A 25,559-nucleotide genomic window follows, 5' to 3' on the forward strand; every position below is an offset into this window, starting at 1 on the left:
GGGATTCCCTCCTGAATCAAAAAAAGACGCTTCTGCGCCTTTCAATGAAGTTGTTGAATCATACAAACATCTTGGGTGGGGGGGTAAAGAATATTTGATGATCAACGAGGTCATCACTGACCATATATAATATTACTACTATATCGATGTTATGTCAATAAAATTAACGCATAATTTTTATTTTATACACAACAACATTATATTAAGGTCGTATGAATATACTCTCATAAAAAAACATCACCGTTAGGGTGATGTGGATTTGAAATTTAGCTCTTGGTTGATTGTCTTGGTGTATACAAGTAGCTCAATTCGATTTCTTTATCATCGACTTCATCGTCATTTAACATTTTTGTCAATACACGCATGGATACAGCTCCTAAGTCGTATGCTGGAATTGCGAAACTTGATAAACGTGGACGTACCATTGAGTTGTATTTTGAATCAATCAAGCAGACAATTTCTAAGTCTTCAGGAATACTGAGTCCTTTTTCATGCGCTGCATTCATTGCTGAGATCGCTTGGGAGTCTCGGTTTGCAATTAAGTAATCAAAACCAAGTGTTTCAATGTTATCCAAGAAGTAGTCGTATGAGCGACGGTACTCGGATGGAATTTCAATGTAACCATGATTCTTCAAGCCCATTTCTTCATAAGCACGTTTCACACCTTTATTCATTTGGTTGGTTGTGAAATCATTCTTACGGTCTTGAATGACAGCAACTTTACGGTTTTTGTCTTCATGGAGTTGTTTCATGGTTAGCTCATAAACAGCTTTTTCAATGTCGACATATACGGATGAAATTTGTTTATCAGACATCTTGTTTCCAATAATTACGATTGGGAACTGATATTTGCTAAGTTGTTCGAGTTCAGCATCCATTAATTTGTCATTGTATATAATAACGCCATCAACGCGTGATTTGATAACATCATCAATAACGTCTTTGATGTCAGTAATACCTTCATTCATTGTGTGCAACATAATGCTGTACTTGTAGATTTTCGCAACATCAATCAAACCATTAATAATTTGACCTGTGTATGCAAAACTTGCTTCTGGCACCAACAACGCAATTGTTGTTGTTTTTTGTAATGCCAATCCTTGTGCAATCGCATTTGGTTTATAACCCAAACGATCAATTGCTTCTTCAACCTTAACCCGTGTTTCTTCACGAACAATCTCAAGTCCATTAATAACTCGAGATACGGTAGCTAAGGAAACCCCCGCCTCTTTGGCTACATCATATATAGTAACGCGTTTCATATTTATTTATCATCCTTCTCTTCGATATCGTTTTCAGTCACTTTATCAATAACATCTTGTAATTTGGTCGGTGTTTCTTTAAAGATATCAGCCACATCCTCACCTGCATCAACAACTTCGTGATAGACTTCAGAACCTTTATCTTCAGCATCATTGATTTTATCAGTAACAAATTTTGTGCCGTCCTTAACAAGTTTTGAACCTGCTTCAACCGCTTCTTTTGTTTTCTCTTTAATTATGTCCGCACTTTTTTGGACCGTTGGATGTTTGGAAAATTCTTCCAAACCCTCTTGAACTTTTTTGAATCCTTCATTTGCTTTATCCGCAATGCGATCCACAACGCCAGAATCTTCAATCTTCTTGAAGACATCTTTTGCCGATTCATAAACACCTGTTGCAAGATTTTGTACGTCTTCAAGGAATTCATTCTTATCCGGTGAGCCTTGAAGAATGCTTAAACTTGAAGCAACAAGATCTTTATTTTTAGCAAGCAATGCCTCGGCACGCTCTTTCACAAGAGCCTCATTTTTAAACTCAGAAATAATTTCCAGTGAACGGACATTCATATCATTAATCGTATTGATTGTTTTATCACGGAATGATAATAAACGTTCCTGTTCGGACTTCACAGCGATAATTTCATTGCTCTTGCTGTAGAACTCATATACAACATCATCAATTTGATAAACGAGTTCATTTAAAATATCATCATATTTACTCATAAATACCAAAGTCCTCTTCTTTCTCTTGATTTCCAGCTTCTTCTTTATTATTGCGGCGCTTGTCTCCAAAGTCTTTAAACCAGGATACGATCGCATCAGAGTGTTTCATTGACATTGAAACCGCCTTGCTTGCGATACCGATCGCTGAATTATTAACCATGTCGACAGTACCAGAAACATTCTTAAGCGTATTAAGAGGTGCTTCAAGTTGATCCACTGATTTTTGGGTTGAATCAATGACACCGTCGACTTTTTCCAATGTTACGGGCAGTTTCTTTGTTATGACATAGATACGATAAAGTATCATGGCTACCAAAATTAAACAAACCACACCAACAATGGGAAGTAATACCAAAGAAACATTGTGCAAACTCTCTAATAGTGCATCCATTCTATTCACCTCTTCTATCTTTCATTATACTTAGTTCTGAAACTATTTTCAATCATTGAAACGTATTTTCAATGCATCTTTCAAATCATAAATATCTTTACTGCTCATAAACACGTACACTGCAGGACCCATTGCTTGTAATTTATCCAAATCTTGGTCATTCAAATCAACAATCAAACTGCCAGGAATGCGGTCTTGTAGATACGTTATATCAATGTCAATTCCTTCTTCCATATCATCAATACTTGTGAATGGGCATAAGGCAACTTCATCAGCAAGTTTGAGTGAATTGGCAAATTCATCCACAAAATAATAGACACGTCCCACACGATGTGGTTTGAAGATAGCAACGATTTTTTTATCTGGGTAACGTACGCGTGCAGCTTCTAGAGTTACACGAATTTCCGTTGGATGGTGCGCGTAATCATCAATATAGATATTCTCTGCACCCTCTTCAATCACAAAACGGCGTTTTGCCCCTTTGAAATTTTGAAGTCCCCGTTCCATATCACCAGCATCAATGCCTTCATGAACTCCAACAGCAATAACAGCAAGTGCATTGAGAATCATATGATCGCCAACAATCGGTAAATCAAAGTGTCCAATGAACTCCCCACGGAAGTAAGCATCAAAGAGACTGTGTGTTGTAGTGCGCTCAACATTACGCGCTACAAAGTCATTCTTTTCGTCAAACCCATAAGTCCACACCTTGTTATTGAATGTTAAGTCATTGAAATGTGGATCATCGCCCCATACAATGAGGAGTTCCTCTACATTGGCAGCAAACTCTTCATATGCCGACAAGTAATCTTCAACGGACTTAAAGTAATCAACATGATCAATCTCAAAGTTTGTCATGATTGCTACCTTGGGATGGTATGCCAAGAAGTGACGTCGGAACTCACACGCCTCAACTGCAAAGTAATCATCGTGATTGTGAAGTTCGCCACGACCATCGCCAATGAGATAGCCGGTATTCTTCGAATAATCAAGCATGTCCTTAAGAAGCGTCGTTGTGGTTGTTTTACCATGTGAGCCACTCACTGTGATTGTGCGGTGTTCCTTGGTTAGTTTTCCAAGGTAATCGTGGTAACGATATACTGTAACGGATGGATTAGCATGTGCTGCGACAACTTCTTCATGATCATCACCAAACGCATTTCCAACAATCACGGTCATGGAGTCCTTAATGTTTTGTGCATCAAAGGGAAGAATCGGAACATTCAATTCGCGCAATGAGTCTTCAGTAAAAAAGTGACGTTCAATATCAGAACCGGCAACATCATAGCCAAGATTGATCGCAATTTTGGCTAGTGATGCCATCCCTGTTCCCTTGATTCCTATAAAGAATAGTTGTTCATTATTCATCTTCAAGCCCCTCTAAGTAGTCATATAATGATACCTGCACTTCTTCACCGGTTCGTTCTGGTGAAAGCATTTCGGTGATATCCAAATCCATGGAAGCATCATTGAGTGCTACCTCATGATGCGCCTCTTCTTCAACACGACCAAACATTGGGCTGATGACTTGTGTTAAAGGTGCACGACGTTTCGCATCACCATAGGTTTGCGTTGGTGCAGGCTTCATCGGTTCCTCACCCTCAGGTCCCCCGAAAATCGGGCTAATAATGGCTTGAGGACGGTAGGTGTTTTTCGGTTCTGGCTTTGCCTCACGGCGTACCTTAGTTTCTTTAACAACCGGATCCTCATCGACATTAATCATCATTGGTTTGCGATCATCCTTGGATTCTACAAACACAATTTTCTCTTCTGAGAGTGGTTGTGATTTGGGTTCATATTTTGTAGCAATGGCAGGTTCAGCAACGGGTTTTGATGCCACCATTGGTTTGAGTTCAGGAATCTTAAGTTCATCCTCGTGTTTTTCAAGTTCTTCTTCAATAATAATTTCTTCTTCTTTAAAAAGAATCGAAGCAAGTTTTTTAAACATTATTGATCGCCTCCTTTATTTGGCACGACAATTTTGTCATCGGGGTGCAATTGATTATAAATATCCAACAAGGTTCCTGTTTCTGGTACCTTGTGGTCAAAGAACTCTTCATGAATTGCTTTATAATCGATAATTTCTTTATTTGAGTAGTGAGCAACGACTTTATCCTCGTTGACCTCAGAACTTCGCATGGTAACAAACATGGAATCAACAACATAGTTCACATCCACATCGCGTACCACCGCGATCAAACTGATTAATCCATTTTCAAGGACTAAAATCTTTTCTCCTTCTGCCTCAAGTACTGAGAAGATGAAGTTTTGCTCTTGGTCATTGCGATCAAGATAGGTTCCTTTGTGGCTGAAAACAGTTTGATCTTCAGTAATCTGCGATACAAAGGTATGATTCTTTTCTGCACTCCCACTTGCATCATAATACTTTCGGGTGATAATGTCGGAAACATTGAGCGTCATCATCACAGGATAGCCAGCAACTTCCATCAATGTCGAAAGTTGGGTTGTTTCTTTGATTCCAGTATCTGGGAGTACGTAGTATTTTAGGAATTGTTTGTTTCGGTTTGGTGATGTCACCAAAGGTCTCGATAACGCTTGTTGGATCATTTGATCGTAAGTTTTTTGTGAACCACATCCGGTGAGGATGAGTAATGATACCAACGCGATCGCTATGAACTTACGCAACAACATCACCCCATGTCTTCATATCGATAAAGTGAATCAAGGCCTCTTTAGCCGCAAGATAATCATCTGTATCCAATATTGAGCTTGCTGTATGAATATTGCGAGCACACAAGCAACATGTCAATGTCTTGATACCTTCATTTGACTTGTGAACGATACCGGCATCTGTTCCCCCTGGAGAGAAGTAATACTGATGTTTGATATCATGTGCTTCACAAATATCGGCAAATTTATAAATAAGGTCTTTGGTCGCAATCATACTTCCATCCATAACACGAATTAAGACACCCTCACCCAACTTACCAATAGCATCTGTTGCCATTGCATCATTGGCTGGGGAACAATCTAAGATGATCGCTAAATCTGGTTTTACCATTTGCGCAACGGTTTGGGCCCCACGTAAACCAACTTCTTCTTGGACACTGGCGCCAACATACAAATCATAATCAAGTTCTTGGTCTTTAAGTGCAGCAAGAAGATCCAGTCCCATGACACAACCATAACGGTTATCAAATGCTTTGGCTAACAAGCGTTTTCCACCATTCAAGACTTGGAACCCACCATCAACAATAACCATATCTCCTGGTTGAATTCCCATTGCTTTTGCATCCGCTTGGTCAATAGCACCAACATCCACAAGCATTTGAGGGATTTCCATCGGTTTAGCACGCTCTTCTGCGGAAAGCATATGCGGCGGAATGCTGCCAATTGTACCGTTGAGTACATCGCCTTTACGTGTCGTTACACGAACACGATGGGCTAAAAGTGTTTGACTAAACCAACCCCCAACAGGATGCAATTTAAGGACACCTGTTTTTGTAATTTCTTTGACCAAGAAACCAACTTCGTCCATATGGCCTAAAACCAATACTTTCTTAGCATTGGCTTTTTTTGATTTTCTTACAGCAAGAATGCTGCCTAAATTGTCTTGAATAATTTCATCAACACCCAGCTTTTCGTACTCACTGCGTAAGTAACGTGCCACTGCATGTTCATGCCCACTCACTCCATCTAATTGGGTTAATGTTTCAAACCATGTTAACTGTTGTTTATTTAACATCTTTTTTCCTCCACACCGCTCTGAATATGGGCTGTCCCAATTCATGAAATTTTCGTTCATATTCTGTAAATGGATCCTCATGGTCTTGAGCACGGAAATCAACATGTGCTTCAACCAATTCGAACTTATGCTGACCGACGCTGACAAGTGAATAGTTAAACAATCCCACATTATCAGTTTTCATGTGAATCTCACCCGTATCGGTCAGTACATCATAATAGTCATCCAACTTCGTTTTGTATGTCAATCGACGCTTCTCATGACGTGTTTTTTTCCAAGGATCGCTAAAATTTAAATGGATGATATCCACTTCACCATTCGCAAACATATCCGAAAGCTTTTCGGCATCACCAAAGATGAACCGTTTGCGATCACCGGGGTGTTCTTCAAGCTTCTTCAATGCAATTGAACTTGCTGTATAATCACGCTCCATAGCAACAACTGCGCGCTCTGGATACATGGCACTCAGTTGATGCCAATAATCCCCTTTTCCTGCCCCAATCTCGACATGCATAATCGGAGCATCTAAATCGTGTTTCCAATTGCCTTTAATGGCCTCATAATCACTTACTAAATAATTCGAAAAGGTCTCAAAAATTTCTGAGCTCCAATCTTTTTTACGTAATCTCATAAATCTACCTCATTTGTACTCCTATTGTACCACGCTTACATTAGTTTTACGTGACTTTTTACATTATTTTCATTAATCTGTGGTAAAATACATCTATGAAAAAAAGACCAGCAATTACCGGCATTGTTGTCGAATACAATCCTTTCCATAATGGGCATATCTATCACATTCAAAAGGCACGTGAAATCAGCCAGTGTGATGTTTTAATTGCCGTCATGTCACCACATTTTGTACAACGTGGTGAGCCTGCATTTATTGACAAATGGGCACGCACTGAAGCTGCATTGAATCACGGCGTAGACATTGTGATTGAACTTCCGACTTACTTCGCTTTACAAAGTGCTGACTACTTTGCGAAAGCCAGTGTTGAACTGCTGAATATCATGCACGTGGACACGCTTGTTTTCGGATCTGAGAGCAATGATTTGGATACCATTCGCAATGCCTTTTCATTCCAACCCGAAGTTGGCCGAAGTTATGCACATCAAATGGGTGGTGCTGTCTTATCCAACGATATTCTCGGCTATCAATACATCCAAACTGCACAAGCACTTGGTATAAAAGCCATCCCCATTCAACGAACCAACGGCTATCACGATACGTCAGTCGAGGCCGCAATTGCAAGCGCGACTTCGATCCGCCTTAACCATCGTGTCCGTGATGTATCACATACAACACCTTTAAACTTGGATGCAATAACAACCCATGATATTTCCGAATATGAAACATTGATTCGCTACGCATTAAAAACCAAAACACGCGCTCACTTGCAGTCCATTTTACTAGTTGATGAAGGCATCGAGAATCTCTTGGTTAAACATTCCAACCTCCCACTCGGTGCATTGATTGCCACATGCACCTCAAAACGTTATACAACATCACGCATCCAGCGAACGCTCATGAATATTCTTTTGGACATTAAGAAGGATGATGTGAAACCCCCTGCTCAAGCTCGGGTGTTAGGTATGAATATGCGCGGACAAGCGTATCTTAAAGATATAAAAAACGATGCCAACTATGTGACATCGTTTAAACAATATGATTTAAAAGACCTTGAACTCAAAGCAACCACTATCTATGGCATGGTCAAGGATAACAAGACCATGAATGCCTTAATTCAAGACGAAATCTCAAAACTCATCCTTAAAAGGTGAGTTTTTTTATCGTTTCCCATGGAAATCCATCGCGACCGAATGCTCCGAAGTTTGCACTCTCACGATAAATCGGACGTAATAAATCAAGTTCCTTGATGATATTACCAACTTTAAAGTTGAAATTATTCTTAATAATTTCTAAGATTTCCGATTCAGGACGCTTGTGTGTTCCGAATGTATCAATGTGAATGGATAAGGGGTCGGATAAACCAATCGCATAGCTCAATTGAATTTCAATCTTATCTGCCAAACCAGCAGCAACCACAGATTTCGCAACATAGCGACTGTAGTATGCAGCAGAGCGATCAACTTTTGATGGATCTTTCGAACTAAAGCAACCACCACCAATACGACCGACACCCCCATAGGTATCGACAACTATTTTACGACCTGTTGTTCCAGAGTCACTAAAGGGTCCGGCAATACTAAACTCGCCACTTGGATTGATGATGTAACGTGTTTCTTCTGTCAGCCATTTTGGGTCAATGACAGGTTTAATCACGTGCTCCATAATTGTTTCGCGAATTTCTTCAGCACTGTGACCTGGCATATGCGAAGCACTCACAAGAACGGTATGTACGAAGACGGGTTTTCCATCTTTGTAGGCTACAGTGACTTGTGTTTTTCCATCCGGCAAAAGCCACGTAATATCACGTTTCACATCACTCAACTGCTTCGATAGTTTGTGGGCCAACTCAATAGGGAGTGGCATGTAACTTTCAGTTTCGTTGGTTGCATATCCAAACATAATCCCTTGATCACCTGCACCTACATTTTCCTCGGATGTAACAGCATGATTGATTTGTGCGGATTGTTTGTTTACTTTAACCAACACCTCATAATTTTCAGTATAACCAATATCAGCAATGACATTTTTTGCGATTGCGGCATAATCGAGAACAGCCGTGGTATTCGCCTCACCGTATACCAACACAAAGTCGTCCTTAATTGTTGCTTCTACCGCCATCTTAGCATGCACATCTTCTGACAACGCAGCATCCAAGATTGCATCCGCAATCTGATCACACATCTTATCTGGGTGACCATCCGTCACACTTTCCGATGTAAAATAAATAAATTCCATAATAATACTAGCCTCTTTTCTAACGACATAAAAAAAATCCTAGCAACAACACTAAGACTCATCAAACCACGTATGATAGCTTATCGTTGTTAGCTGTACCACCTTACGCAATATCGCAGGTTGGCTTGAGGTCAATGAGCTAACCCTCTACCTCAATTCTTGATAATCGTGCCTACATCATATGATAAACTGTCAAAAAATGCAAGAAGATGTTATAGTATTTTGCAGGTAGGGTGTATGCGTCACCCTAGAAATGAGGCCTTATGAATCACTTGGATAAAATCATCAATGCATTAAGCGAAACATATGATACTGCAACTGAAATTGCATTTGAAAAAGCACTTCGAGATGCCATGCTTTATCGTATCGACGACTTTGCAATCACACCCCCAGACAACGACACCTTCATCCCCTTGTTCACTAACGAATTGGAAGCAGAAGCAATGGGAGTTTGTGCCCCCATATATGTAACATATCTCAAAGATGTGCAATTCAGTGATGACCAAGCTTTAGTCATCAACCCGATGAATCAGGCAATAACCTTGGATGCATATGCAGTGGATGCCATTTTGGATGTTGATGTTCAAACTGAAATTACAACTCCCGACAACACATCGCTATCCTTCTTGTTCTTTGTGAAACCATTGCTTGAAGATACCCCCACAATTGTTGCAGCATATCTTGCAAAACTTGTCACTGGGCGCAGATCATCTTTGGCACTTGTGCTTGAGGGAATCGCCAACGATGAAACAGTCATCCGCTCCCTTGTAGATCGGATTGCACCACATTTCCCCAAAGGCACACACTGTGATGTCTTTACCCATCACGATACAACAGGACAGACTATCATTAAAAGTATGAAACCTTTTTATAAAAAATGAAATTGGTCTGATTGCTTGACCAAAACTCATGGAGCTGCGGCTCTTTTTTAATGTTCTCGCAAGCATTCTGAGACCACCACCCTACTCTTAGTACGATGTGCATTTTAGTCTTTTGGCAATTGTTAGACAAAATTAGATGTTCATTTTTCGGATATGATCCCCATTGATTTAGCGTATACTAATCGTAAGAGGTGATTTCATGGAAATAAACGAAAAAGACAAAGTACGTTTCTATCAAGCGTTTGTAGAAAGAGACAGCGCGTATGACGGCATGTTTTTCGCAGGTATCAAAACTACGGGAATCTTTTGTCATGCAACATGTCCCGCTCGAAAAGCAAAGTTTGAAAACTGTGAGTTCTTCAGCAAAGCCGAATCTGCCTTATTGGCGGGGTATAGACCCTGCAAAAAATGCAACCCTTTGACGTATCCACAAGAACTGCCATCTGAAGTAACGCATCTTGTTTCGGTTATCGAAGTAGATCCCGCGAAACACTGGAATGATCGTGATTTTGAAGAACTAGGAATCCATTCCGCAACAGCACGACGGTTGTTTAAGAAGCATTATGGCATGACTTTTGTTCAATACGCCCGTGCTCGTCGGATGGGCTTCGCACACGACGGCATTCGTAAGGGGCAAAGTGTCATCAACAAACAATTAGATAGTGGTTATGAATCGTCCAGTGGATTCCATGATGCTTTCGCAAAGGTCATCGGAACGGCTCCAACTCAATCAAAAACACGCCATATCCTTTATTTTGAATGGATTGATACCCCACTGGGCCCCATGCTTAGCATCGCCGATAATTCATCGCTATTCTTGCTTGAGTTTGCAGATCGCGACGGTCTAGAAGATGAAATTCAATCTTTAAAGGATAAAGGGAACACGCAGATTGTCCCCGGAAGAAACCCTGTTATTGTACAAATCACGAATGAGTTACATGATTATTTCGCAGGAACTTTATCACATTTTAAGACACCACTTCACCTTGGCGGAACCCCCTTCCAAAACACGGTGTGGGAACACCTCCAAGCCATCCCCTACGGGAGCACACAAACCTACAAACAACTTGCAAACACACTTGACATGCCCAACAGTTCAAGGGCCATAGGCAATGCAAACAGCAACAATCAACTCGCCATTATCATTCCTTGCCATCGCATCGTGAAGGCAAATGGCGAAGTTGGCGGTTACAGTGGCAATGTTGACCGCAAAGCATGGTTAATCAACCATGAAGCACACGCCATGAAAGGAAGATGACCATGATACGCTTAGCGCGTATTGAGGATGTGGAAGATATCCTCAATATATTCGAATTTGCCCGCCACACTATGGCACAATCTGGAAATCCAAGGCAATGGCGTAACAACTACCCTCACCCTAGTATTATCATGGACGATATCAACACACAGACCTGTTATGTCGTGGAGGAAAACCACAAGATTGGCGGTGTCTTTGTACTAAAAATTACGGGACAAAAAAGTTATGATACACTCGCAACAGGGCAATGGCATCACGACAAACCCTATGGAGCCCTTCATCGCCTCGCTAGCAACAATACAATCCCACACCTAGGTAGACTTTGCTTAAGCTATTGTAAAGCACGCATTAATTATCTTCGAGCCGATACACACGAAGATAACCAACGCATGAAAGCATTGTTGATAAACCATGGGTTTCATCAATGCGGATATGTTCTGTGCGCAATCACCGGCGATATTCGACCAGCATTTGATTGGTATGAGGACTAATACAAATTGATTTCTTACAGTTCAATAACGTTATATCTTAGTATTTAGAAAACATAAACTACAGCAAACGCCGCGACTTCCCATTATGAGAGCACGCGGCGTTTTATTATTTCTATCGATTTATATTGTCATAAATGTATTCTTGTCTTAATCAAGCGGTTTTTGTCGGTAGTTACCTTCGATGCGCTCAACGGACGATATTTCAATGAACGCTTTCGCATCCGTTTCTTTAATTGCATTGACGATTGATTTAATTTCAAACTCATTTGCTACCATATAGAGCATGGCTTTATATTTGTGTTTGAATACGCCAATGCCATCCATTTGCGTAATCCCATGGCGGCAAACCTTGAAGACAGCTTGACTGACTTCTTCGGGATATGCGGTGATAACATGCAAGCTCGAAAGCTTATAGCGATCATGATAGGTTTCAATAATTTTTGTGGACGCCATTTGATAAATGATTGAATACAGCGCAAGACTCCAATTATATGTCCATCCTGAGTACAAGAGTACCGCAACGTTGAACATCATAATCTTATCCCACATGGGTTTATTCTTAACCATCGAAAAGTAAATTGCAATAAAATCTGTTCCACCAGCAGATCCGTTCATACGGAGTGCAAACGATGATCCAATTCCATTTACAATACCACCAAAAACCGCGAGTAAAATTGGGTCTGAGACAACTTTAACTTCGGGAATAATCTCAACAAACAAACTGGTTAAGAATACATGAAGAAATGATAAAGCGATGAATTTCTTACCCAGTTTATTAAAAACAAATGCGAGCAGAATTATATTTAAAATCAGATACAGCGGTCCATAACTCAAAGTAATATTAAAGAGTCGGTTGGCTTCTTTCATCAAGAGAACTGTTACCCCACCAACACCGGCAGGAACAAGATCCCCAGGCCTAACAAATATCTTAATTGCCGCCGCAGAAAACAGAGCCCCAATTGTGACGCCGAGAATATGCTTCGGTTTTATCAGTTTTAAATTTTCCATAATTCAATGTTTCGCTTCGACAATACATCACAACGGTTGATTTGACGCTTCACGACGCGAAAGCTTGCACTTACAGTTCGTGAAGTCCCATTGCGAAATACAATCTTCGTTCGGTCCTTCCCTCGTTCTTTTATCGATCTAATATGTTCATAATTAATCCAATCACACTGGACATTATCAATGCCAGTGGTGGGAAAAAACAAAGTGTGGTGTGTAAGGGATAAGCATACGGGCGGTTTCTGGCGGATTTGCAATAAGTCAGCACACACACGGCGGCTGCCATTAAAATCTACTGCATATTCCCGACATATCAATTCCATCACGTCCGAACTCTGTTTACGACTCCAATGGCGTTTTCCATTTGAAAGCACAATCTCAGAGCCTTGTTCGGTACCTATTACACAATATATCACTGAATAACCTCCTACAGGTTAGTCTTCGCAGTAACGTCCTTCACAATCTTCGTTTGTAGGTTCTGGTTCAAATGATGGCATCACTTTTGCCACCGCAATTGCTTCTATTTCAACCAATGCATCTTTCGGCAAACGGCTTACCTCAAAACAGCTGCGTGCCGGATAGGGATGAGTAAAATAAATTGCATAGATTTGATTCATTTTATCAAAATTATTGAAGTCACTTAAGAAAACTGTTGTCTTGACAACATCATTCAAAGTAAGTCCAGCAGCTTGTAGCGTCAATTCCAAATTATCAATCGCTTGTTTCGTTTGGTCACCAATTGAATCACCTACAATTTGCGAGGACACATCCACAGGGAGTTGCCCAGAAATATAAAGGGTTTCGCCTGCTTGAATCGCACTTGAGTATGGGCCAATTGCTTTCGGTCCATCTGTAACACGTATCTGTTTTCGTTCCATACTTGTCTCCTTTAGAGAAGGTCGCGGTAGTACTCGTCCGTCTCGTCTTGTTTCTTAAGGCGTTTATTGAAATTTGTGAATCCAAAGATTGACCCAATCACAATAACAACCAACACAGCAATGCCTATAAATCCATTAAAATCTTCAATCATTGTGTCACCTCTACTTCCATTATAGAAAATTAATCAGTCAACTGCAATATAGTCGCCTACAACGAGTACTGCCGAAACAATTCCTATCAAGGTTAAAACTGCAGCGACACATGCCGTTACCCACGCAATTGCATGCATTACTGTAAATCCTGTTGCAATGCTGTTTGATTGCAATGCATAGCCCAAGCCACTAACTAAAACAACATTCAGCACACCGTAAATAATTTGCGCAAACACAAACGGACGCCACATTTTTGTCTTATAGAAAGCACGATACCAAATGAGGAGCAAAACAATGACGGGTACCGAAACAATATTCAATGTTTGGCGTAAGATTGTCCCAAACTCAAAAGCATTCTCCATGAGCACCTTTATCAATCGCACAATCCATAAGCGCTGATCGGATAATAGTGCGTAGGCTTCTCTAATTTCCTTTGTTTGAATGAGTGTAATATTGAACGAAAACATTTGAAAAAAGAAAAATGTCATGAAAATGAGAAATGCAACAACCAATACTTTCTTAGAAATTGAAATTGGACGATGCTCACTCATAATCTTTGAGGAAGTCTTTTCCTTTTTGGACTTCAACACGTGATAACCCTTCATAATTCTTTTGTCGCAACACCTCGAAGACACAAATTGCCACGGTATTTGAAAGGTTCATACTTCGTGCAGAAGGTGCCATTGGGATTCGGAAACAATGGGCATAGTTCGCTTTAAGAATTTCCTTAGGAATACCGGTGCTTTCTTTTCCAAATACAAGATAAATGTCTTCATCAATTGCAGCATAATCAAAATCAGAATGAGTATACTCACCGTAACGGGTCAAGAAGAACATGGGGCCTGTAGCCTGCGCTACAAACGCTTCCCAATCGACATGACGTCTTAATACCAAATCATCGGAATAGTCCATGACACTACGCTTAACGCGCTTCTCATCAAGAATGAATCCCAATGGTTCAATTAAATGAAGTTGTGCACCACTTGCGGCACATGTCCGCATAATGTTACCCGTGTTTTGTGGGATTTCCGGCTCATACAGTACGACGTGAATCATTTTTCTTCACCACCCTTTCCAACCACATTAAGATACCACCACTCACAGCAGCAATCGCTACAACGGCAGCAATAATTCGATAAACAAGTCCCATAAAGAATCGCTCAGGGACCATCATAATTAAGCGATCTACACGTGGATCAAGTAACCATAAGTCATTACTGAATACGATCTTATGAAACGTAATCCAAAAGGACTGAAAGTCCAAGATAGCGAAGACACCCACAACACCAAAGAGTAAACCAAGACATGACAGCGCAACTTTCATTGTATCGCGGCTCAACGCCATATCCAAGTAATCTCCAGAACCCAAACTTACAACTAACATGATTGCCACGAATATGGTCGTAATACTGCGAAAGTTGACAACCGTAAGGTATAAGTCTTTGACGTCAACCATATGGTCTTTTTCACGTTGGTTGAACATTTGCACATCTTCCCCTGCAACTGTAACAACAATATCCAAATCATCGCGCTTGTCCTTGATGTAATCCAAAAGACCATTTGTCGCACGCTTTAAGTCTGCATCACTGATGCCAATCGTTTCCGCTGTGTTCAAATGACGGTACGTTTTTGCATAATAACCGCGGTTAAAGGACAACATGAGAATCGCGGAGATTACAATATTTAAAATAAAGAGCATCACCGCTACAACATATAAATTCCGCTTCAAGGTTACACCTCCAGGTATTTAATAAATGCCTCAGTTGCCAAGGCACGATGGGATATTTTATTTTTCTCATCTGCTGACAATTGACCAAATGATTGTTCATAATTATTTGGTACAAAAATCGGATCATAACCAAAACCACCAAATCCCATTACACGATCGGCGACCGTACCATGAATTTGACCTTCAAATACTTCATCAACATTATCACCAACGAGTGCAATCGCACAATTAAAGTATGCACTGCGATCCGCTTTATCCTCTAAGCGGGTCAATATTTCTTTATTCTTTTCGATATATGGGGTATCTTCCCCCATAAAACGCGCTGAATAAATTCCAAGAATATCCGGCAATGCAACAACTGTAAGTCCTGAATCATCGGCAATTGCAGTCGTTCCCGTTTGTTTGTAGAGAAACTCAGCTTTAATTCGCGCATTCTCAGCGAACGTCGTTCCTGTCTCTTCCACATCATCCATCGATATCCCCATATCCTTTGCACTCAATACAGTGTATCCGCGTGGTTCTAAAAGTTCTTTAAATTCATTAATTTTTCCATTGTTATGACTTGCAACTAAAATTTTCATGATAACGCTCCTTTTGTTTTTAATAAACCTTAAGCATATGAAATTATACCATCTATGCTATAATTTCACTATGAAAACTATAAGAACAATAAAAAAAGCGTTCAAGCAAACGCCCCTATCTGAAAAGTTTATCCCTTCGGGTTTAACAAACAATAATTACATTGTCCAAACACCGACACAAAAAGTCGTTGTTCGCCTTCCAAAGCCAGGCAATGAGGCACTTTTTAATTATGCCCACGAAGCGATTGTTTTAAAGATGATTGCAGATGCCGACTTGGATGCGCCCACACTCTATTTCGATGAAAAATCAGGTGTTAAAGTGAGCGCGTATATTGACGATGCTCACGTTTACAATAACAGTCATATTCGCGATGCTGCACGCTTGATTCGAAGACTGCATGATCTGGATGTCCTCTCTGGGGAATCATTCGATATTCTCGCAAAATATGAAATGTACAAAAAACGGATTTCAACACCTCTATATAATCTTGAGCCTTACGAGGATTTTATTCGCCATGTTGCGATTTCAAGTGCTCCACACACATTATGCCATAATGACTTGGTTCAGGGGAATCTACTGTTTACCCCAGACCGCGCGTATCTCATTGACTACGAGTATGCAATGGATAACGACCCTTTCTTTGATATCATGTCATTCTTAACAGAAAACGACATTCAAGACCCATCATTGCGTGAAACATTCTATCTTGCGTATTTTGGTGAGACTCCCACAACAGCACAACGGAAACGATTACATACATTTGAACTTGCCCACCACGTATTATGGTGTGCATGGGCACAGATGATGTACAACACTCACGGCGACACAATTTATTACGACATTGCTACACTGAAATACACGCGACTTCTCGAAGCACTTTAGCGATTCCCTTAGGGATCGCTTTTCTAATAAAAAAACACTACCGAAGTAGTGTTAGATGTCATAAAGTTCTTTAAAGAATGTATTAATTTGATTTACTGATGCAATCAAATCATCACTATCATCCAGATGCAATAACAAGCGATCAATCATTTCCTCATGGAACTGATTGTGAATATCTACGACTTCTTCTCCCTTTTCAGTGAGCACCAGTCGAAATATGCGTCGATCACGCGTATCTTGTTCTCTGTAGACATATCCTTTATGAGTTAAACGATTTATGGTTGTTGTCAGTGTTCCTTGCGTAATCCGCAGATGGGCTGCAACATCACTCATCATTTTAGTTTCACTTTTCGAAATGCCTTCAAGTGTATGAACTTCTGTCATAGAAAGTTTGATTCCATGAACTCGATGGTAGCGTTCTTCTATAATCAAAATTTGATTAAAAATATCAACCAGTAATTCATTCAATACCTTTCGAGCATCGATCGTCATATGCTAATTATTTTTCTAAAGCTTTTTGAGCTTTTCCAACTAATGTAGCGAATCCTTTTGGATCGTGAATAGCAATCTCTGATAACATTTTACGGTTAATTTCGATGTTTGCTAAACGAAGACCGTGCATTAATGTGCTGTAGCTAATGTCATTTTGACGTGCTGCTGCATTGATACGTGTAATCCATAATTTACGCATTTCACGTTTAAGTTGTTTACGATCACGGTATGCATAACGCATTGAACGCATAACTTGTTCGTTAGCTGTACGGTACAATGTATGTTTTGAACCATAATAACCTTTCGCTAATTTTAAAACCTTTTTACGGCGTGCACGTGACGCCACTGAATTTGTTGATCTTGGCATTTAACTCGTCCTCCTTAACCTTGTAACAAATGCTTAACACGTTTGTAATCGCTCTTTGAAACAAGAGTTGCTTTACGCAATTGACGATTTTGTTTTGTTGTCTTACGACGTTTCATATGACTTACATAAGCATGTTGTCTTTTTAATTTACCGGTACCTGTGCGCTTAACACGTTTAGCAAAAGTACGCTTTGTTTTCATTTTTGGCATTCTAAAGCCCTCCTTAAATATGACTTATTTCTTGTTAGGAGATATCACAACTGACATGGTATTTCCTTCAAGTTTAGGCATTTTCTCTACCGAACCTAAGTCTTTACATTCTTCGATAAAGCGATCCATTGTCTTGCGTCCGACATCAATACGTGTCATCATACGACCTCTAAATCGCATGTCAACTTTAACTTTGGTGCCTTCTTCTAACCATTTACGAGCATGACGTAGTTTTGTATCAAAATCATGTTGATCAATAACTGGCGACAAACGTAATGGTTTGATTTGTGTGACATGTTGGTTTCGCTTTGCATCTTTGTTTTTCTTTTGAAGTTCATATCGATAACGACCATAATCCAAAATCTTCGCAACCGGAGGGTTACCATTTGGTGCTACAACCATTAAATCGAGATTGCTCTCATAAGCTTTCTCAAGCGCTTCGCGTCTCATCATGATACCATATTGCTCCCCATTCGGTCCGATTACTAACAACTCTTTGAAACGAATTGCATCGTTAATCATATCGTCTGGTCCAGGTTTACGATTATCTTGACCCATTCTTCTACTAATAAAACTCACCTCCTAGTGATTAAAACAATAAAAAAGTGTGCACATATTAAGAACACACTCAAAGGTTTATAGAAATAACCTAAGCTTTTACCTATGACATGGTGCCATCAGGTGAGAAGAGTGCTTCTACTTTCTTATTGCTTGGCTATTATAGCATACATCATCACAGGCGTCAAACGTTTTTTCAGGGATGCTATCGGGAGAAACACCCCTCAAAACTGAATGAATCAATAACGCTTCTACTTACTTAAAACACTGGACTACATAATCGTTAAAACGTTTCGCTTCTTCCCATTGTGGGAAGTGAGCAGAATGTTCGAAAATCGTTAATGACTTCTCACTTGTAAGGTTGGTGAACCATGATTTCGCGATTTGCGTAGATACATGTTCATCATGGGCACCCGCTACCAAATGGACCGGTACATCCAGCTGCACTACATCTGAAAAATCTACAGTCATCAGTTCTTGCCAAAGTTTAATGATTGACTGCTTTGACCCTTTTTGACGATTCACAAGATCACGAATAGAATAGATTTTTGAAAAGAGAAACGGTTTTACAAGGTAGTTTTGATTGGTTCGACCGTAAAGTGACCCACCTCTCTTAACAACGTCGCGGGTGATGGTTAAGACTTGTTTTAGCCAATCCGATTGGGTGAAGTCAATTTGAGCTTTGTGAGCGACTTCATCGTCAGTCATACTCCGATCACTGATGAAACGTACCTGGTTTATCAGTGTTTCCTGCATATTTACAACTTGTCCACACCCAATATACGCCTGAATGTAATCTGGGAATTGTTGAAGACACTTTATTCCTATAACACTGCCCCACGAATGACCAATTACATACAGTTTATCACGACCATACTTGTCCAGAATGTATTCAATTAATACTTTTGCATCATCGACATAGTCTTGAATGGTCGGTACTTCATCTTCCGCAAATTTGTAATAGGATAACCCTGCACCACGTTGTTCCCATACAATCAAGGTAAACGACTTCGCAAGCTGTTGATTAAATCGCTCAATTAAAGGTGCACACGAATCCCCAGGGCCTCCATGTATATAAAAAATAATCGGATGCTCTTTGTTTGTAGCGTATGTAACAAGTGTTTGATTATGTTGACCTCTAACTTTGATTGTATCTATCATATCTCTATTGTCCTACCTTTCAAACAAAAAATGTGCTTATATATTGTAAAATTGAACATCGATTCTATAGGAGGATCAAAGACTCTATTGATTGAGTTTAATGGGTACATACCGTTGCATTTGACGGTATCCCAACCCCTTTTCAATATCCTGCTGGTATGTATTATCTTCATCCAGGTATGGCATATTGAACATGAAACTGCGTTCTTCATCTCTCATAAAATTTGTACTTTCCAACCATCGTAGAATTTTATCCTGTACCTTGATGATACTTTCATCATCTTCATCGATACTCACGGCCATTGCATACAAACCACCGGGAAAATCAATCAATCTCAGCGGACTCTCATCATCCAATATAAAATTATCATCTACCGCACAAATCATCTCCCCATGATCATCTGTGCTCACAAGTGTGAAATCCAAGCAATCAAAAATTACGGGTTTAAAAGCAGCATAATGTTGCCACAACTGAAACATGTAGCCGCCAGGCTTAAAGATTGCTTCCCAAGAGTGAACCCCCGAAGAAAGTGCACGAAACGCCGGAACTCGCACGACCATTACATCGGGCACCTTTTTGTCCAATGCATCTGTAATCTCGACAAGACGCGCGTAATTATTGCTATTTCCGCGATAATCTGTGGTGGTAATCTGTGTTTCAACTTCTTTCGCTTTATGATACAAGTGTTGAATATCGGCCTGGTTTGTAAAGTTTAACGTTTCAATCTCTTGAATGAATTCCAACACCAACCCCTTCAACTCATGGAGTAGTGACACTTCATCATCAATTGTTGAAACCTTTTTACTCAAAACATCCAAAACAACACCAGAACCGGATACTTCGAAAATTCGCTGAATATCTTTGATACTAATGTTTAGTTTTCTTAGAATTAGAATCTGCTCTATACGTCGCACTGCTGCTTCATCATACATCCGATACGAACCGTGTTCATCGCGCACACTTTGGAGAATACCCATATCTTCATAGTAACGCAATGTGCGAGCTGTGATATCGTAGGCCGTTGAAACATCCCTGATTTTCATTAAGTCACTCATATCTTTTCCTCACTTTTCTTTGATATAACCGTATTATAAATCCTTACGCAACGGAAGAGTCAAGCGTGATTAAACATGTTTTTTTAATTTATAGGTTAGAGCAGACTCAATGCAATACCTTAATGCATCGAGCGGAAGCGGTTCATCGAGGGCTACAACGATTGCGCGATTTCCAGAGAATACCAATTGATCTGGAAAAACGATCCGAAAATGTTCCACGAGTGATGTTTGGCAGTTGACAAATAATGCAACATGTTTTGCATCGAATTGATCCAAACGAACAGCTGTTCCGCTCTTTGGCGCAGCATACGAAGGTTGGTTCCATTTTAAATCTTCACGAATTGTATCAATCTCAGGATTGTTTTGAGCAATCTCAAAAATCAGTTCTCGTAATCTCAGCAGTATTTTTCGCGTTTTAATATCGTAATCTGCAAATCGTTCATCTATTTGCAGTGATGAAAATTCAGTCATACACGCTCCTTTGGCATCGCATTCATCGCGTGCCATAATGTCTCTGCATCTTTTTTTGAAATTTCAAAGTGTCCGTATCGAAACTTCTCACCATAATGCTGTTTATCCGTAACAAACTCAAGGTGGTCCATCACATCGTGAATATTCACCGGTTTAATGTGCGGATAAAATGTGACATCACTACGAAAAGGTGTAAAACCAGGGCTCATCTCTACTTGATACACACGACCATCAAGAATTCTTCCCATCGCTGTGAATGATTGAAACTGGTCCTTTTTTCCCATCTTATTGCTGGGTGAGTAATAAAACACAACATCATTGGTCTTCATTCGCTTTAAAGGTTTTGATTTCCCATGGCATGCTTGCGCAAACCCTTGTTCCACTCCAATGCGAACGTGATCATAACTCGCTACTGCAATCCAATATCTACGCATGCATCTTCCACCCTCTCATTTTATTGGTCATGTTATCACTCTCTTCATTGGATTCCTTCTTATTTCTTAAAGAATTTCCCGAAGAAAGTATTTGATTTTGCTAAATAAAACGGTTCAAGAGAATCCATGCGTTGTCCGATACTCGAATTTGCTTCATAAAGCATGATATCAACAAACATCCCCTTAAGGAATGGTTTTGCTGATTCTCCAATTACAGGAACAACACTGCGGTCTTCACTGTCAACAACAATCAAGTAACTCGATTCACCATTACGACGCATAAGTTGTAACCACGCTTTTTTTACTCCTAAATGATGTTTCAGGGCATTTGCAATCGCAGCCACCATCGCTTGCGGATAGTCACTGGGCTCACCCAGCATAATCTCAGTTTCCTTCTCAATAACTTCCTGAGAGGTCCCTGTCAGGCGTATCTCTTTTTGACGTTTGAAATTGTCCAAACTTTGACGTGAGAGGACGAAATTTGTGCTGAAAGGATTTATGACCACCCCTGTAATCGTTTCATTCTTTTGGACCATTGCCGCAAAATCATCGAATCGAACAATCAATGTTTCTGGTTTATTGGGAAGGGATTGCCAGCGTGCTACTTCTTCCCAGTCCGTGAAAAGCGGTAGATAGCTTTGTCCTTCCGCATTGGTTAAGTGATTAACGCGCATGACTGCACCTTCTGTAAGTTTGCCCTCAGCAATCTTTGGAGCATTGTCAAACGAGACGACCGCTAGCAAATGTGCTTCCATAATAATAGCTTCAAAAATCGAATCCAACAATGATTCGCTGTTGCTTTCTCGATAAGCCTTCAAGTTTTCTTTCAAATTCGGATTGGTAACCGGTGTATTTACATCAACCATGGTGTTCTCCTTTTGTGTCATTTTCTCTTTACATTCATTATAAACTACTGTACTTCAAACGCAAAGAAAAACCCGATGAAATCGGGCTATCTTTTATTTCTCTTCAGTTACAATTGATAAATGTAATTCTTGCAATTGTTTGTCAACTGCAGGACTTGGAGCATTTGTAAGCGGACAACGTGCCGAAGCGTTTTTAGGGAACGCAATCACATCTCGAATGGTGTCGGAATGTGTCAGCGCCATTGCATAACGGTCAAGACCAAATGCAATACCACCATGAGGTGGTGTTCCGTACTGGAATGCATCCACAAAGAATCCAAAACGCTTTTCAATTTCTTCAGGTGTAAACCCAATGAGTTCAAAGAGTTTTTGTTGTAAGGCTTGGTCATAGATACGCATTGACCCTCCAGCAACCTCAAATCCATTCAACACAAGGTCATATGCTTGAGCAATAACTGCGAGTGGATCTGTATCAAGCAAGGGAATGTCCGCCTCTTTTGGCGAGGTAAATGGATGGTGTCTTGCGATAATAACGCCATCTTCCATTTCAAACATTGGGAAATCAACAACCCAGCAGTATGCAAAGCTGTTTGAAGGCACCATGTCGTAATCTTTGGCCAGTGCAAGACGTAAGGCTCCAATCGCAGTACATGTTGTTTCCCACGCACCACTTCCGACAAAGACAACATCACCAACTTCGACGTTAAACGCAGCAACTATCGCATCATGTTCTGATTCTGAGATAAACTTGGCTGCCGATCCTGTAAACCCTTCTGCCTCTTTCTTTAGAACTACAAGTCCCTTAAGACCGTATTTTTTTACCAAATCTGTATATTTATCGATAACTTTACGCGTAATCGATTCTGCTTGACCACGAAGGACGAGACCTTTAAGTGACCCACCTTCGGCAAGCACATCGCTGAATACTTTAAACTCTGATTTTGCAAATACAGTTCCGAAATCTTGAAGTAAGAAGTCAAAACGCATGTCGGGTTTATCACTTCCATAGTTATTTAACGCATCGATAAATTTAATCTTTGGAATCGCAGGTTTCTCATGACCCAAGACGTTAACCATAACATTGTTGACAACACCTTCGATAATTTCTTGAAACTCATCTTCGCTTAGAAATGACGCTTCGATATCAACTTGCGTAAAGTCAAGTTGGCGGTCAGCACGTAAATCTTCGTCACGGAAACAACGCGCAACTTGATAGTAACGCTCCATTCCTGCGATCATTAACATTTGTTTAAAGATTTGCGGTGATTGGGCTAAAGCGTAAAACTCTCCTGCATGGACACGTGAAGGTACTAAGTACTCGCGTGCTCCTTCAGGTGTGGATTTGGTAAGCATCGGCGTCTCAATATCGATGAACCCTTGTGCTTCCAATGTATCGCGCATTTCACGAACAATACGAGCACGCGTCATAAGCTTCTCTTGCATTACGGGTCGGCGTAAGTCTAAGTAGCGATACTTTAGACGGGTTTCTTCTAACGCATCTGTTTCGTCGGCAATAATCATGGGTGTTTGGTTTGCTTTATTAATAACCTTGATTTCCGCAACTTCGATTTCAACATCCCCTGTTAGCATTTTTGGATTCTTATCTTGACGTTCGCGCACTGTACCACTCACCGAGATGACAAATTCATTCTTCAGTGTTTCAACAATTGGATACTCGTCATGATTGACGACCAATTGTACAAGTCCACTGCGGTCTCTTAAATCGATAAAGTTAATCGACCCAAAGTTACGACGCTTTGCGACCCAACCAACGAGTTCGACATGTTCGCCAACATTTTCAATTCTTAATGTTCCATTATGATGTGTTCTTTTCATTTTATGCTCCTAGCCACTCTTTAATTTGTACGAGTGCTTCATTTTCTTTCAGTGTTACTTGTTCTTGAGTTGCGATATTTTTAATTGTGAATTGCCCTTTCTCAAGTTCATCATCACCGCATAAAACAGCAATTTTGGCATTGAATCGATCGACCATTTTAAACTGAGCCTTGAACGATTTGTTCTCAACATCCATATCAGCACTGATGCCTTCGCGACGCAACTTTTGAATCAAGGCAAATACGGCATTATTTGATGCAGATCCCATCGGCATTCCAAATACATCAACATGATCTTCTGTATCAAATTTCACGCCCGACGCATCGGCAAGGATCAAGAGACGCTCAATACCCATCCCAAATCCAACCGCTCCTGTTTCAGGACCCCCAAAATAATCAACAAGATGATTATAGCGACCACCGCCAAATATGGTCGATTGTGCTCCCACATTTTCATCGGTGGAAATAACTTCGAAAACAGTGTGGTGGTAGTAATCCAAACCGCGAACCAAACGGTTATCCAACTCATATGCAATCCCTTGAATATCCAGCAACTCTTTGAGTGACTCAAAGTATGCCTTGGATTCTTCATTGAGGTAATCATAATTACTTGGTGCATTCTTAATTGCTTCATGATCGTGATCAACTTTGCAATCCAGCATTCTCAGTGGGTTTTGCTCATAGCGACGGTTGCAATCAGCACACAATTCTGGCAAGTAGGGTTTAAAGTGGTCACGCAATGCCATTTTATAGTTCTCTTGACTCTCAGCATCCCCAATTGTATTTACCAGCAACTTGAACTTCGTAATGCCTAATTCTTCCAAAAGGGTCAATCCAACACTCATTGCTTCAACATCGACCATTGGATTGGAAGCGCCTATAAATTCAACAGCGAATTGGTGGTGAATTCGCATACGCCCTTTTTGTGGACGCTCATAGCGGAAGTTGGGTGCAATGTAGAAGAATTTTTGAAGGCTTCCTCCTGTTGCATACAACTTGTTTTGCACATAAGCACGAATCAAACCTGCTGTTCCTTCCGGACGCAAGGTTAGTGATGGACTCTCACCTTCACGATTTTTGATCACAAACGTATACATTTCTTTGTTTACGACATCACTGGCATCATTTTCTCGCTTAAAAACTTCAGTATGCTCATACATTGGTGTGCGCATTTCTTGAACGTGGAAACGTTCACAGATCTCTCGGGCAAGTTTTTCGATTTGTTGCCATTTACGAACTTCTTCACCAAACACATCCTGTGTTCCACGGGGTGAAATATACTGTTTATTCATTTTCTCTCC

The 25,559-nt window shown here is 40.3% G+C and carries 33 protein-coding genes; 5 read left to right on the forward strand and 28 right to left on the reverse strand.

All coding sequences use genetic code 11. The annotated features are described in order from the left end of the window. Nucleotides 1–266: 266 nt before the first annotated feature. The 8 genes from G7062_RS08480 to trmB are packed head-to-tail and all read right to left on the reverse strand — an operon-like array spanning nucleotide 267 to nucleotide 6,712. Nucleotides 267–1,262 carry a LacI family DNA-binding transcriptional regulator gene (locus G7062_RS08480; protein ID WP_166065486.1) on the reverse strand — a complete coding sequence of 332 codons (996 nt, stop codon included), beginning with the start codon at nucleotides 1,260–1,262 and terminating at the stop codon, nucleotides 267–269. Between the two features lie 2 nt (nucleotides 1,263–1,264). Beyond that, complete coding sequence (locus G7062_RS08485; RefSeq protein ID WP_166065487.1) at nucleotides 1,265–1,984, reverse strand: hypothetical protein; 720 nt, start codon at nucleotides 1,982–1,984, stop codon at nucleotides 1,265–1,267. After that, entirely contained in the window at nucleotides 1,977–2,375 is a 399-nt protein-coding gene (locus G7062_RS08490) for a hypothetical protein (RefSeq protein ID WP_166065488.1), read from the reverse strand. Before G7062_RS08490 ends, G7062_RS08485 begins: the two co-directional genes overlap by 8 nt. A 48-nt stretch (nucleotides 2,376–2,423) precedes the next feature. Further along, a complete protein-coding gene (gene murC / locus G7062_RS08495; protein WP_240915940.1) occupies nucleotides 2,424–3,743 on the reverse strand; it encodes a UDP-N-acetylmuramate--L-alanine ligase in 1,320 nt (439 codons plus the stop codon). Further along, a complete protein-coding gene (locus tag G7062_RS08500; RefSeq protein ID WP_166065490.1) occupies nucleotides 3,736–4,323 on the reverse strand; it encodes a hypothetical protein in 588 nt (195 codons plus the stop codon). The genes murC and G7062_RS08500 overlap by 8 nt, the downstream gene beginning before the upstream one ends. Further along, nucleotides 4,323–5,021 (reverse strand): hypothetical protein, encoded by a 699-nt coding sequence (locus G7062_RS08505; protein ID WP_166065491.1) that lies wholly within the window; start codon nucleotides 5,019–5,021, stop codon nucleotides 4,323–4,325. The genes G7062_RS08500 and G7062_RS08505 overlap by 1 nt, the downstream gene beginning before the upstream one ends. Then, on the reverse strand, nucleotides 5,014–6,081 hold the full coding sequence (locus G7062_RS08510; RefSeq protein ID WP_166065492.1) for a M42 family metallopeptidase: 1,068 nt from the start codon (nucleotides 6,079–6,081) through the stop codon (nucleotides 5,014–5,016). The genes G7062_RS08505 and G7062_RS08510 overlap by 8 nt, the downstream gene beginning before the upstream one ends. After that, on the reverse strand, nucleotides 6,071–6,712 hold the full coding sequence (gene trmB / locus G7062_RS08515; RefSeq protein ID WP_166065493.1) for a tRNA (guanosine(46)-N7)-methyltransferase TrmB: 642 nt from the start codon (nucleotides 6,710–6,712) through the stop codon (nucleotides 6,071–6,073). The genes G7062_RS08510 and trmB overlap by 11 nt, the downstream gene beginning before the upstream one ends. A gap of 95 nt (nucleotides 6,713–6,807) precedes the next feature. Here trmB and G7062_RS08520 point away from each other — a divergent pair, with 95 nt between their 5' ends. Next, nucleotides 6,808–7,866: a nucleotidyltransferase family protein gene (locus G7062_RS08520; protein ID WP_166065494.1), complete on the forward strand. Its 1,059-nt coding sequence runs from the start codon at nucleotides 6,808–6,810 to the stop codon at nucleotides 7,864–7,866. Here the strand turns inward: G7062_RS08520 and metK are convergent. Then, entirely contained in the window at nucleotides 7,856–8,950 is a 1,095-nt protein-coding gene (gene metK, locus G7062_RS08525) for a methionine adenosyltransferase (RefSeq protein WP_166065495.1), read from the reverse strand. The genes G7062_RS08520 and metK overlap by 11 nt on opposite strands. A 263-nt stretch (nucleotides 8,951–9,213) precedes the next feature. On the opposite strand from metK, the gene G7062_RS08530 reads away from it, so the two are divergent. The 3 genes from G7062_RS08530 (at nucleotide 9,214) to G7062_RS08540 (ending at nucleotide 11,580) form a co-directional block, all read left to right on the forward strand. After that, complete coding sequence (locus tag G7062_RS08530; RefSeq protein WP_166065496.1) at nucleotides 9,214–9,831, forward strand: enhanced serine sensitivity protein SseB C-terminal domain-containing protein; 618 nt, start codon at nucleotides 9,214–9,216, stop codon at nucleotides 9,829–9,831. A 199-nt stretch (nucleotides 9,832–10,030) separates the two neighbouring features. Continuing rightward, entirely contained in the window at nucleotides 10,031–11,089 is a 1,059-nt protein-coding gene (locus tag G7062_RS08535; protein WP_166065498.1) for a bifunctional transcriptional activator/DNA repair enzyme AdaA, read from the forward strand. 2 nt (nucleotides 11,090–11,091) lie between these two features. Continuing rightward, on the forward strand, nucleotides 11,092–11,580 hold the full coding sequence (locus G7062_RS08540) for an N-acetyltransferase (RefSeq protein ID WP_166065499.1): 489 nt from the start codon (nucleotides 11,092–11,094) through the stop codon (nucleotides 11,578–11,580). A 147-nt stretch (nucleotides 11,581–11,727) separates the two neighbouring features. Here the strand turns inward: G7062_RS08540 and G7062_RS08545 are convergent, their stop codons facing one another. The 8 genes from G7062_RS08545 to rdgB are packed head-to-tail and all read right to left on the reverse strand — an operon-like array spanning nucleotide 11,728 to nucleotide 15,926. Beyond that, nucleotides 11,728–12,588, reverse strand: coding sequence for a YitT family protein (locus tag G7062_RS08545; RefSeq protein ID WP_166065500.1), 861 nt, complete (start codon nucleotides 12,586–12,588; stop codon nucleotides 11,728–11,730). Further along, the gene (locus G7062_RS11630; protein ID WP_166065501.1) at nucleotides 12,576–13,001 is read right to left on the reverse strand and encodes a competence protein ComK; all 426 of its coding nucleotides are present in this window, start codon (nucleotides 12,999–13,001) and stop codon (nucleotides 12,576–12,578) included. The genes G7062_RS08545 and G7062_RS11630 overlap by 13 nt, the downstream gene beginning before the upstream one ends. Nucleotides 13,002–13,019: 18 nt before the next feature. Beyond that, on the reverse strand, nucleotides 13,020–13,463 hold the full coding sequence (locus G7062_RS08555; protein ID WP_166065502.1) for a RidA family protein: 444 nt from the start codon (nucleotides 13,461–13,463) through the stop codon (nucleotides 13,020–13,022). An 11-nt stretch (nucleotides 13,464–13,474) separates the two neighbouring features. Further along, on the reverse strand, nucleotides 13,475–13,615 hold the full coding sequence (locus tag G7062_RS08560; protein WP_166065503.1) for a mechanosensitive ion channel protein MscL: 141 nt from the start codon (nucleotides 13,613–13,615) through the stop codon (nucleotides 13,475–13,477). A gap of 33 nt (nucleotides 13,616–13,648) precedes the next feature. Further along, the gene (locus tag G7062_RS08565) at nucleotides 13,649–14,206 is read right to left on the reverse strand and encodes a hypothetical protein (RefSeq protein WP_166065504.1); all 558 of its coding nucleotides are present in this window, start codon (nucleotides 14,204–14,206) and stop codon (nucleotides 13,649–13,651) included. Continuing rightward, the gene (locus G7062_RS08570) at nucleotides 14,160–14,672 is read right to left on the reverse strand and encodes a tRNA (cytidine(34)-2'-O)-methyltransferase (protein WP_166065505.1); all 513 of its coding nucleotides are present in this window, start codon (nucleotides 14,670–14,672) and stop codon (nucleotides 14,160–14,162) included. Before G7062_RS08570 ends, G7062_RS08565 begins: the two co-directional genes overlap by 47 nt. Beyond that, the gene (locus G7062_RS08575; RefSeq protein ID WP_166065506.1) at nucleotides 14,650–15,345 is read right to left on the reverse strand and encodes a TIGR01906 family membrane protein; all 696 of its coding nucleotides are present in this window, start codon (nucleotides 15,343–15,345) and stop codon (nucleotides 14,650–14,652) included. Before G7062_RS08575 ends, G7062_RS08570 begins: the two co-directional genes overlap by 23 nt. 2 nt (nucleotides 15,346–15,347) lie before the next feature. Then, nucleotides 15,348–15,926, reverse strand: coding sequence for an RdgB/HAM1 family non-canonical purine NTP pyrophosphatase (gene rdgB, locus G7062_RS08580; RefSeq protein ID WP_166065507.1), 579 nt, complete (start codon nucleotides 15,924–15,926; stop codon nucleotides 15,348–15,350). A 70-nt stretch (nucleotides 15,927–15,996) separates the two neighbouring features. Here rdgB and G7062_RS08585 point away from each other — a divergent pair, with 70 nt between their 5' ends. Further along, a complete protein-coding gene (locus G7062_RS08585; RefSeq protein WP_166065508.1) occupies nucleotides 15,997–16,809 on the forward strand; it encodes a choline kinase family protein in 813 nt (270 codons plus the stop codon). A gap of 51 nt (nucleotides 16,810–16,860) precedes the next feature. Here the strand turns inward: G7062_RS08585 and G7062_RS08590 are convergent, their stop codons facing one another. From G7062_RS08590 to hisS, 11 genes are all read right to left on the reverse strand, one after another. Further along, the gene (locus G7062_RS08590) at nucleotides 16,861–17,277 is read right to left on the reverse strand and encodes a MarR family winged helix-turn-helix transcriptional regulator (protein ID WP_240915941.1); all 417 of its coding nucleotides are present in this window, start codon (nucleotides 17,275–17,277) and stop codon (nucleotides 16,861–16,863) included. Between the two features lie 31 nt (nucleotides 17,278–17,308). Beyond that, nucleotides 17,309–17,668, reverse strand: a complete 360-nt coding sequence (gene rplT / locus G7062_RS08595; RefSeq protein ID WP_166065510.1) for a 50S ribosomal protein L20 — start codon at nucleotides 17,666–17,668, stop codon at nucleotides 17,309–17,311. 14 nt (nucleotides 17,669–17,682) lie between these two features. After that, on the reverse strand, nucleotides 17,683–17,877 hold the full coding sequence (gene rpmI, locus G7062_RS08600; protein ID WP_166065511.1) for a 50S ribosomal protein L35: 195 nt from the start codon (nucleotides 17,875–17,877) through the stop codon (nucleotides 17,683–17,685). 24 nt (nucleotides 17,878–17,901) lie between these two features. Then, nucleotides 17,902–18,435 (reverse strand): translation initiation factor IF-3, encoded by a 534-nt coding sequence (gene infC / locus G7062_RS08605; protein WP_205700122.1) that lies wholly within the window; start codon nucleotides 18,433–18,435, stop codon nucleotides 17,902–17,904. Nucleotides 18,436–18,690: 255 nt separating this feature from the next. Beyond that, entirely contained in the window at nucleotides 18,691–19,596 is a 906-nt protein-coding gene (locus G7062_RS08610; RefSeq protein ID WP_166065513.1) for an alpha/beta fold hydrolase, read from the reverse strand. Between the two features lie 84 nt (nucleotides 19,597–19,680). After that, nucleotides 19,681–20,652 (reverse strand): MerR family transcriptional regulator, encoded by a 972-nt coding sequence (locus G7062_RS08615; RefSeq protein WP_166065514.1) that lies wholly within the window; start codon nucleotides 20,650–20,652, stop codon nucleotides 19,681–19,683. Between the two features lie 69 nt (nucleotides 20,653–20,721). After that, entirely contained in the window at nucleotides 20,722–21,123 is a 402-nt protein-coding gene (locus tag G7062_RS08620) for a DUF1801 domain-containing protein (protein ID WP_166065515.1), read from the reverse strand. After that, nucleotides 21,120–21,557, reverse strand: coding sequence for an EVE domain-containing protein (locus G7062_RS08625; RefSeq protein WP_166065516.1), 438 nt, complete (start codon nucleotides 21,555–21,557; stop codon nucleotides 21,120–21,122). The genes G7062_RS08620 and G7062_RS08625 overlap by 4 nt, the downstream gene beginning before the upstream one ends. 59 nt (nucleotides 21,558–21,616) lie before the next feature. Next, nucleotides 21,617–22,423 (reverse strand): enhanced serine sensitivity protein SseB, encoded by an 807-nt coding sequence (locus tag G7062_RS08630; protein ID WP_166065517.1) that lies wholly within the window; start codon nucleotides 22,421–22,423, stop codon nucleotides 21,617–21,619. A gap of 93 nt (nucleotides 22,424–22,516) precedes the next feature. Continuing rightward, a complete protein-coding gene (gene aspS, locus G7062_RS08635) occupies nucleotides 22,517–24,259 on the reverse strand; it encodes an aspartate--tRNA ligase (protein WP_166065518.1) in 1,743 nt (580 codons plus the stop codon). Between the two features lies 1 nt (nucleotide 24,260). After that, nucleotides 24,261–25,550, reverse strand: a complete 1,290-nt coding sequence (hisS, locus tag G7062_RS08640) for a histidine--tRNA ligase (RefSeq protein WP_166065519.1) — start codon at nucleotides 25,548–25,550, stop codon at nucleotides 24,261–24,263. Nucleotides 25,551–25,559 lie beyond the last annotated feature (9 nt).

Origin of the sequence: Erysipelothrix sp. HDW6C, assembly GCF_011299615.1 — a bacterium.
GTDB lineage: Bacteria > Bacillota_I > Bacilli_A > Erysipelotrichales > Erysipelotrichaceae > Erysipelothrix.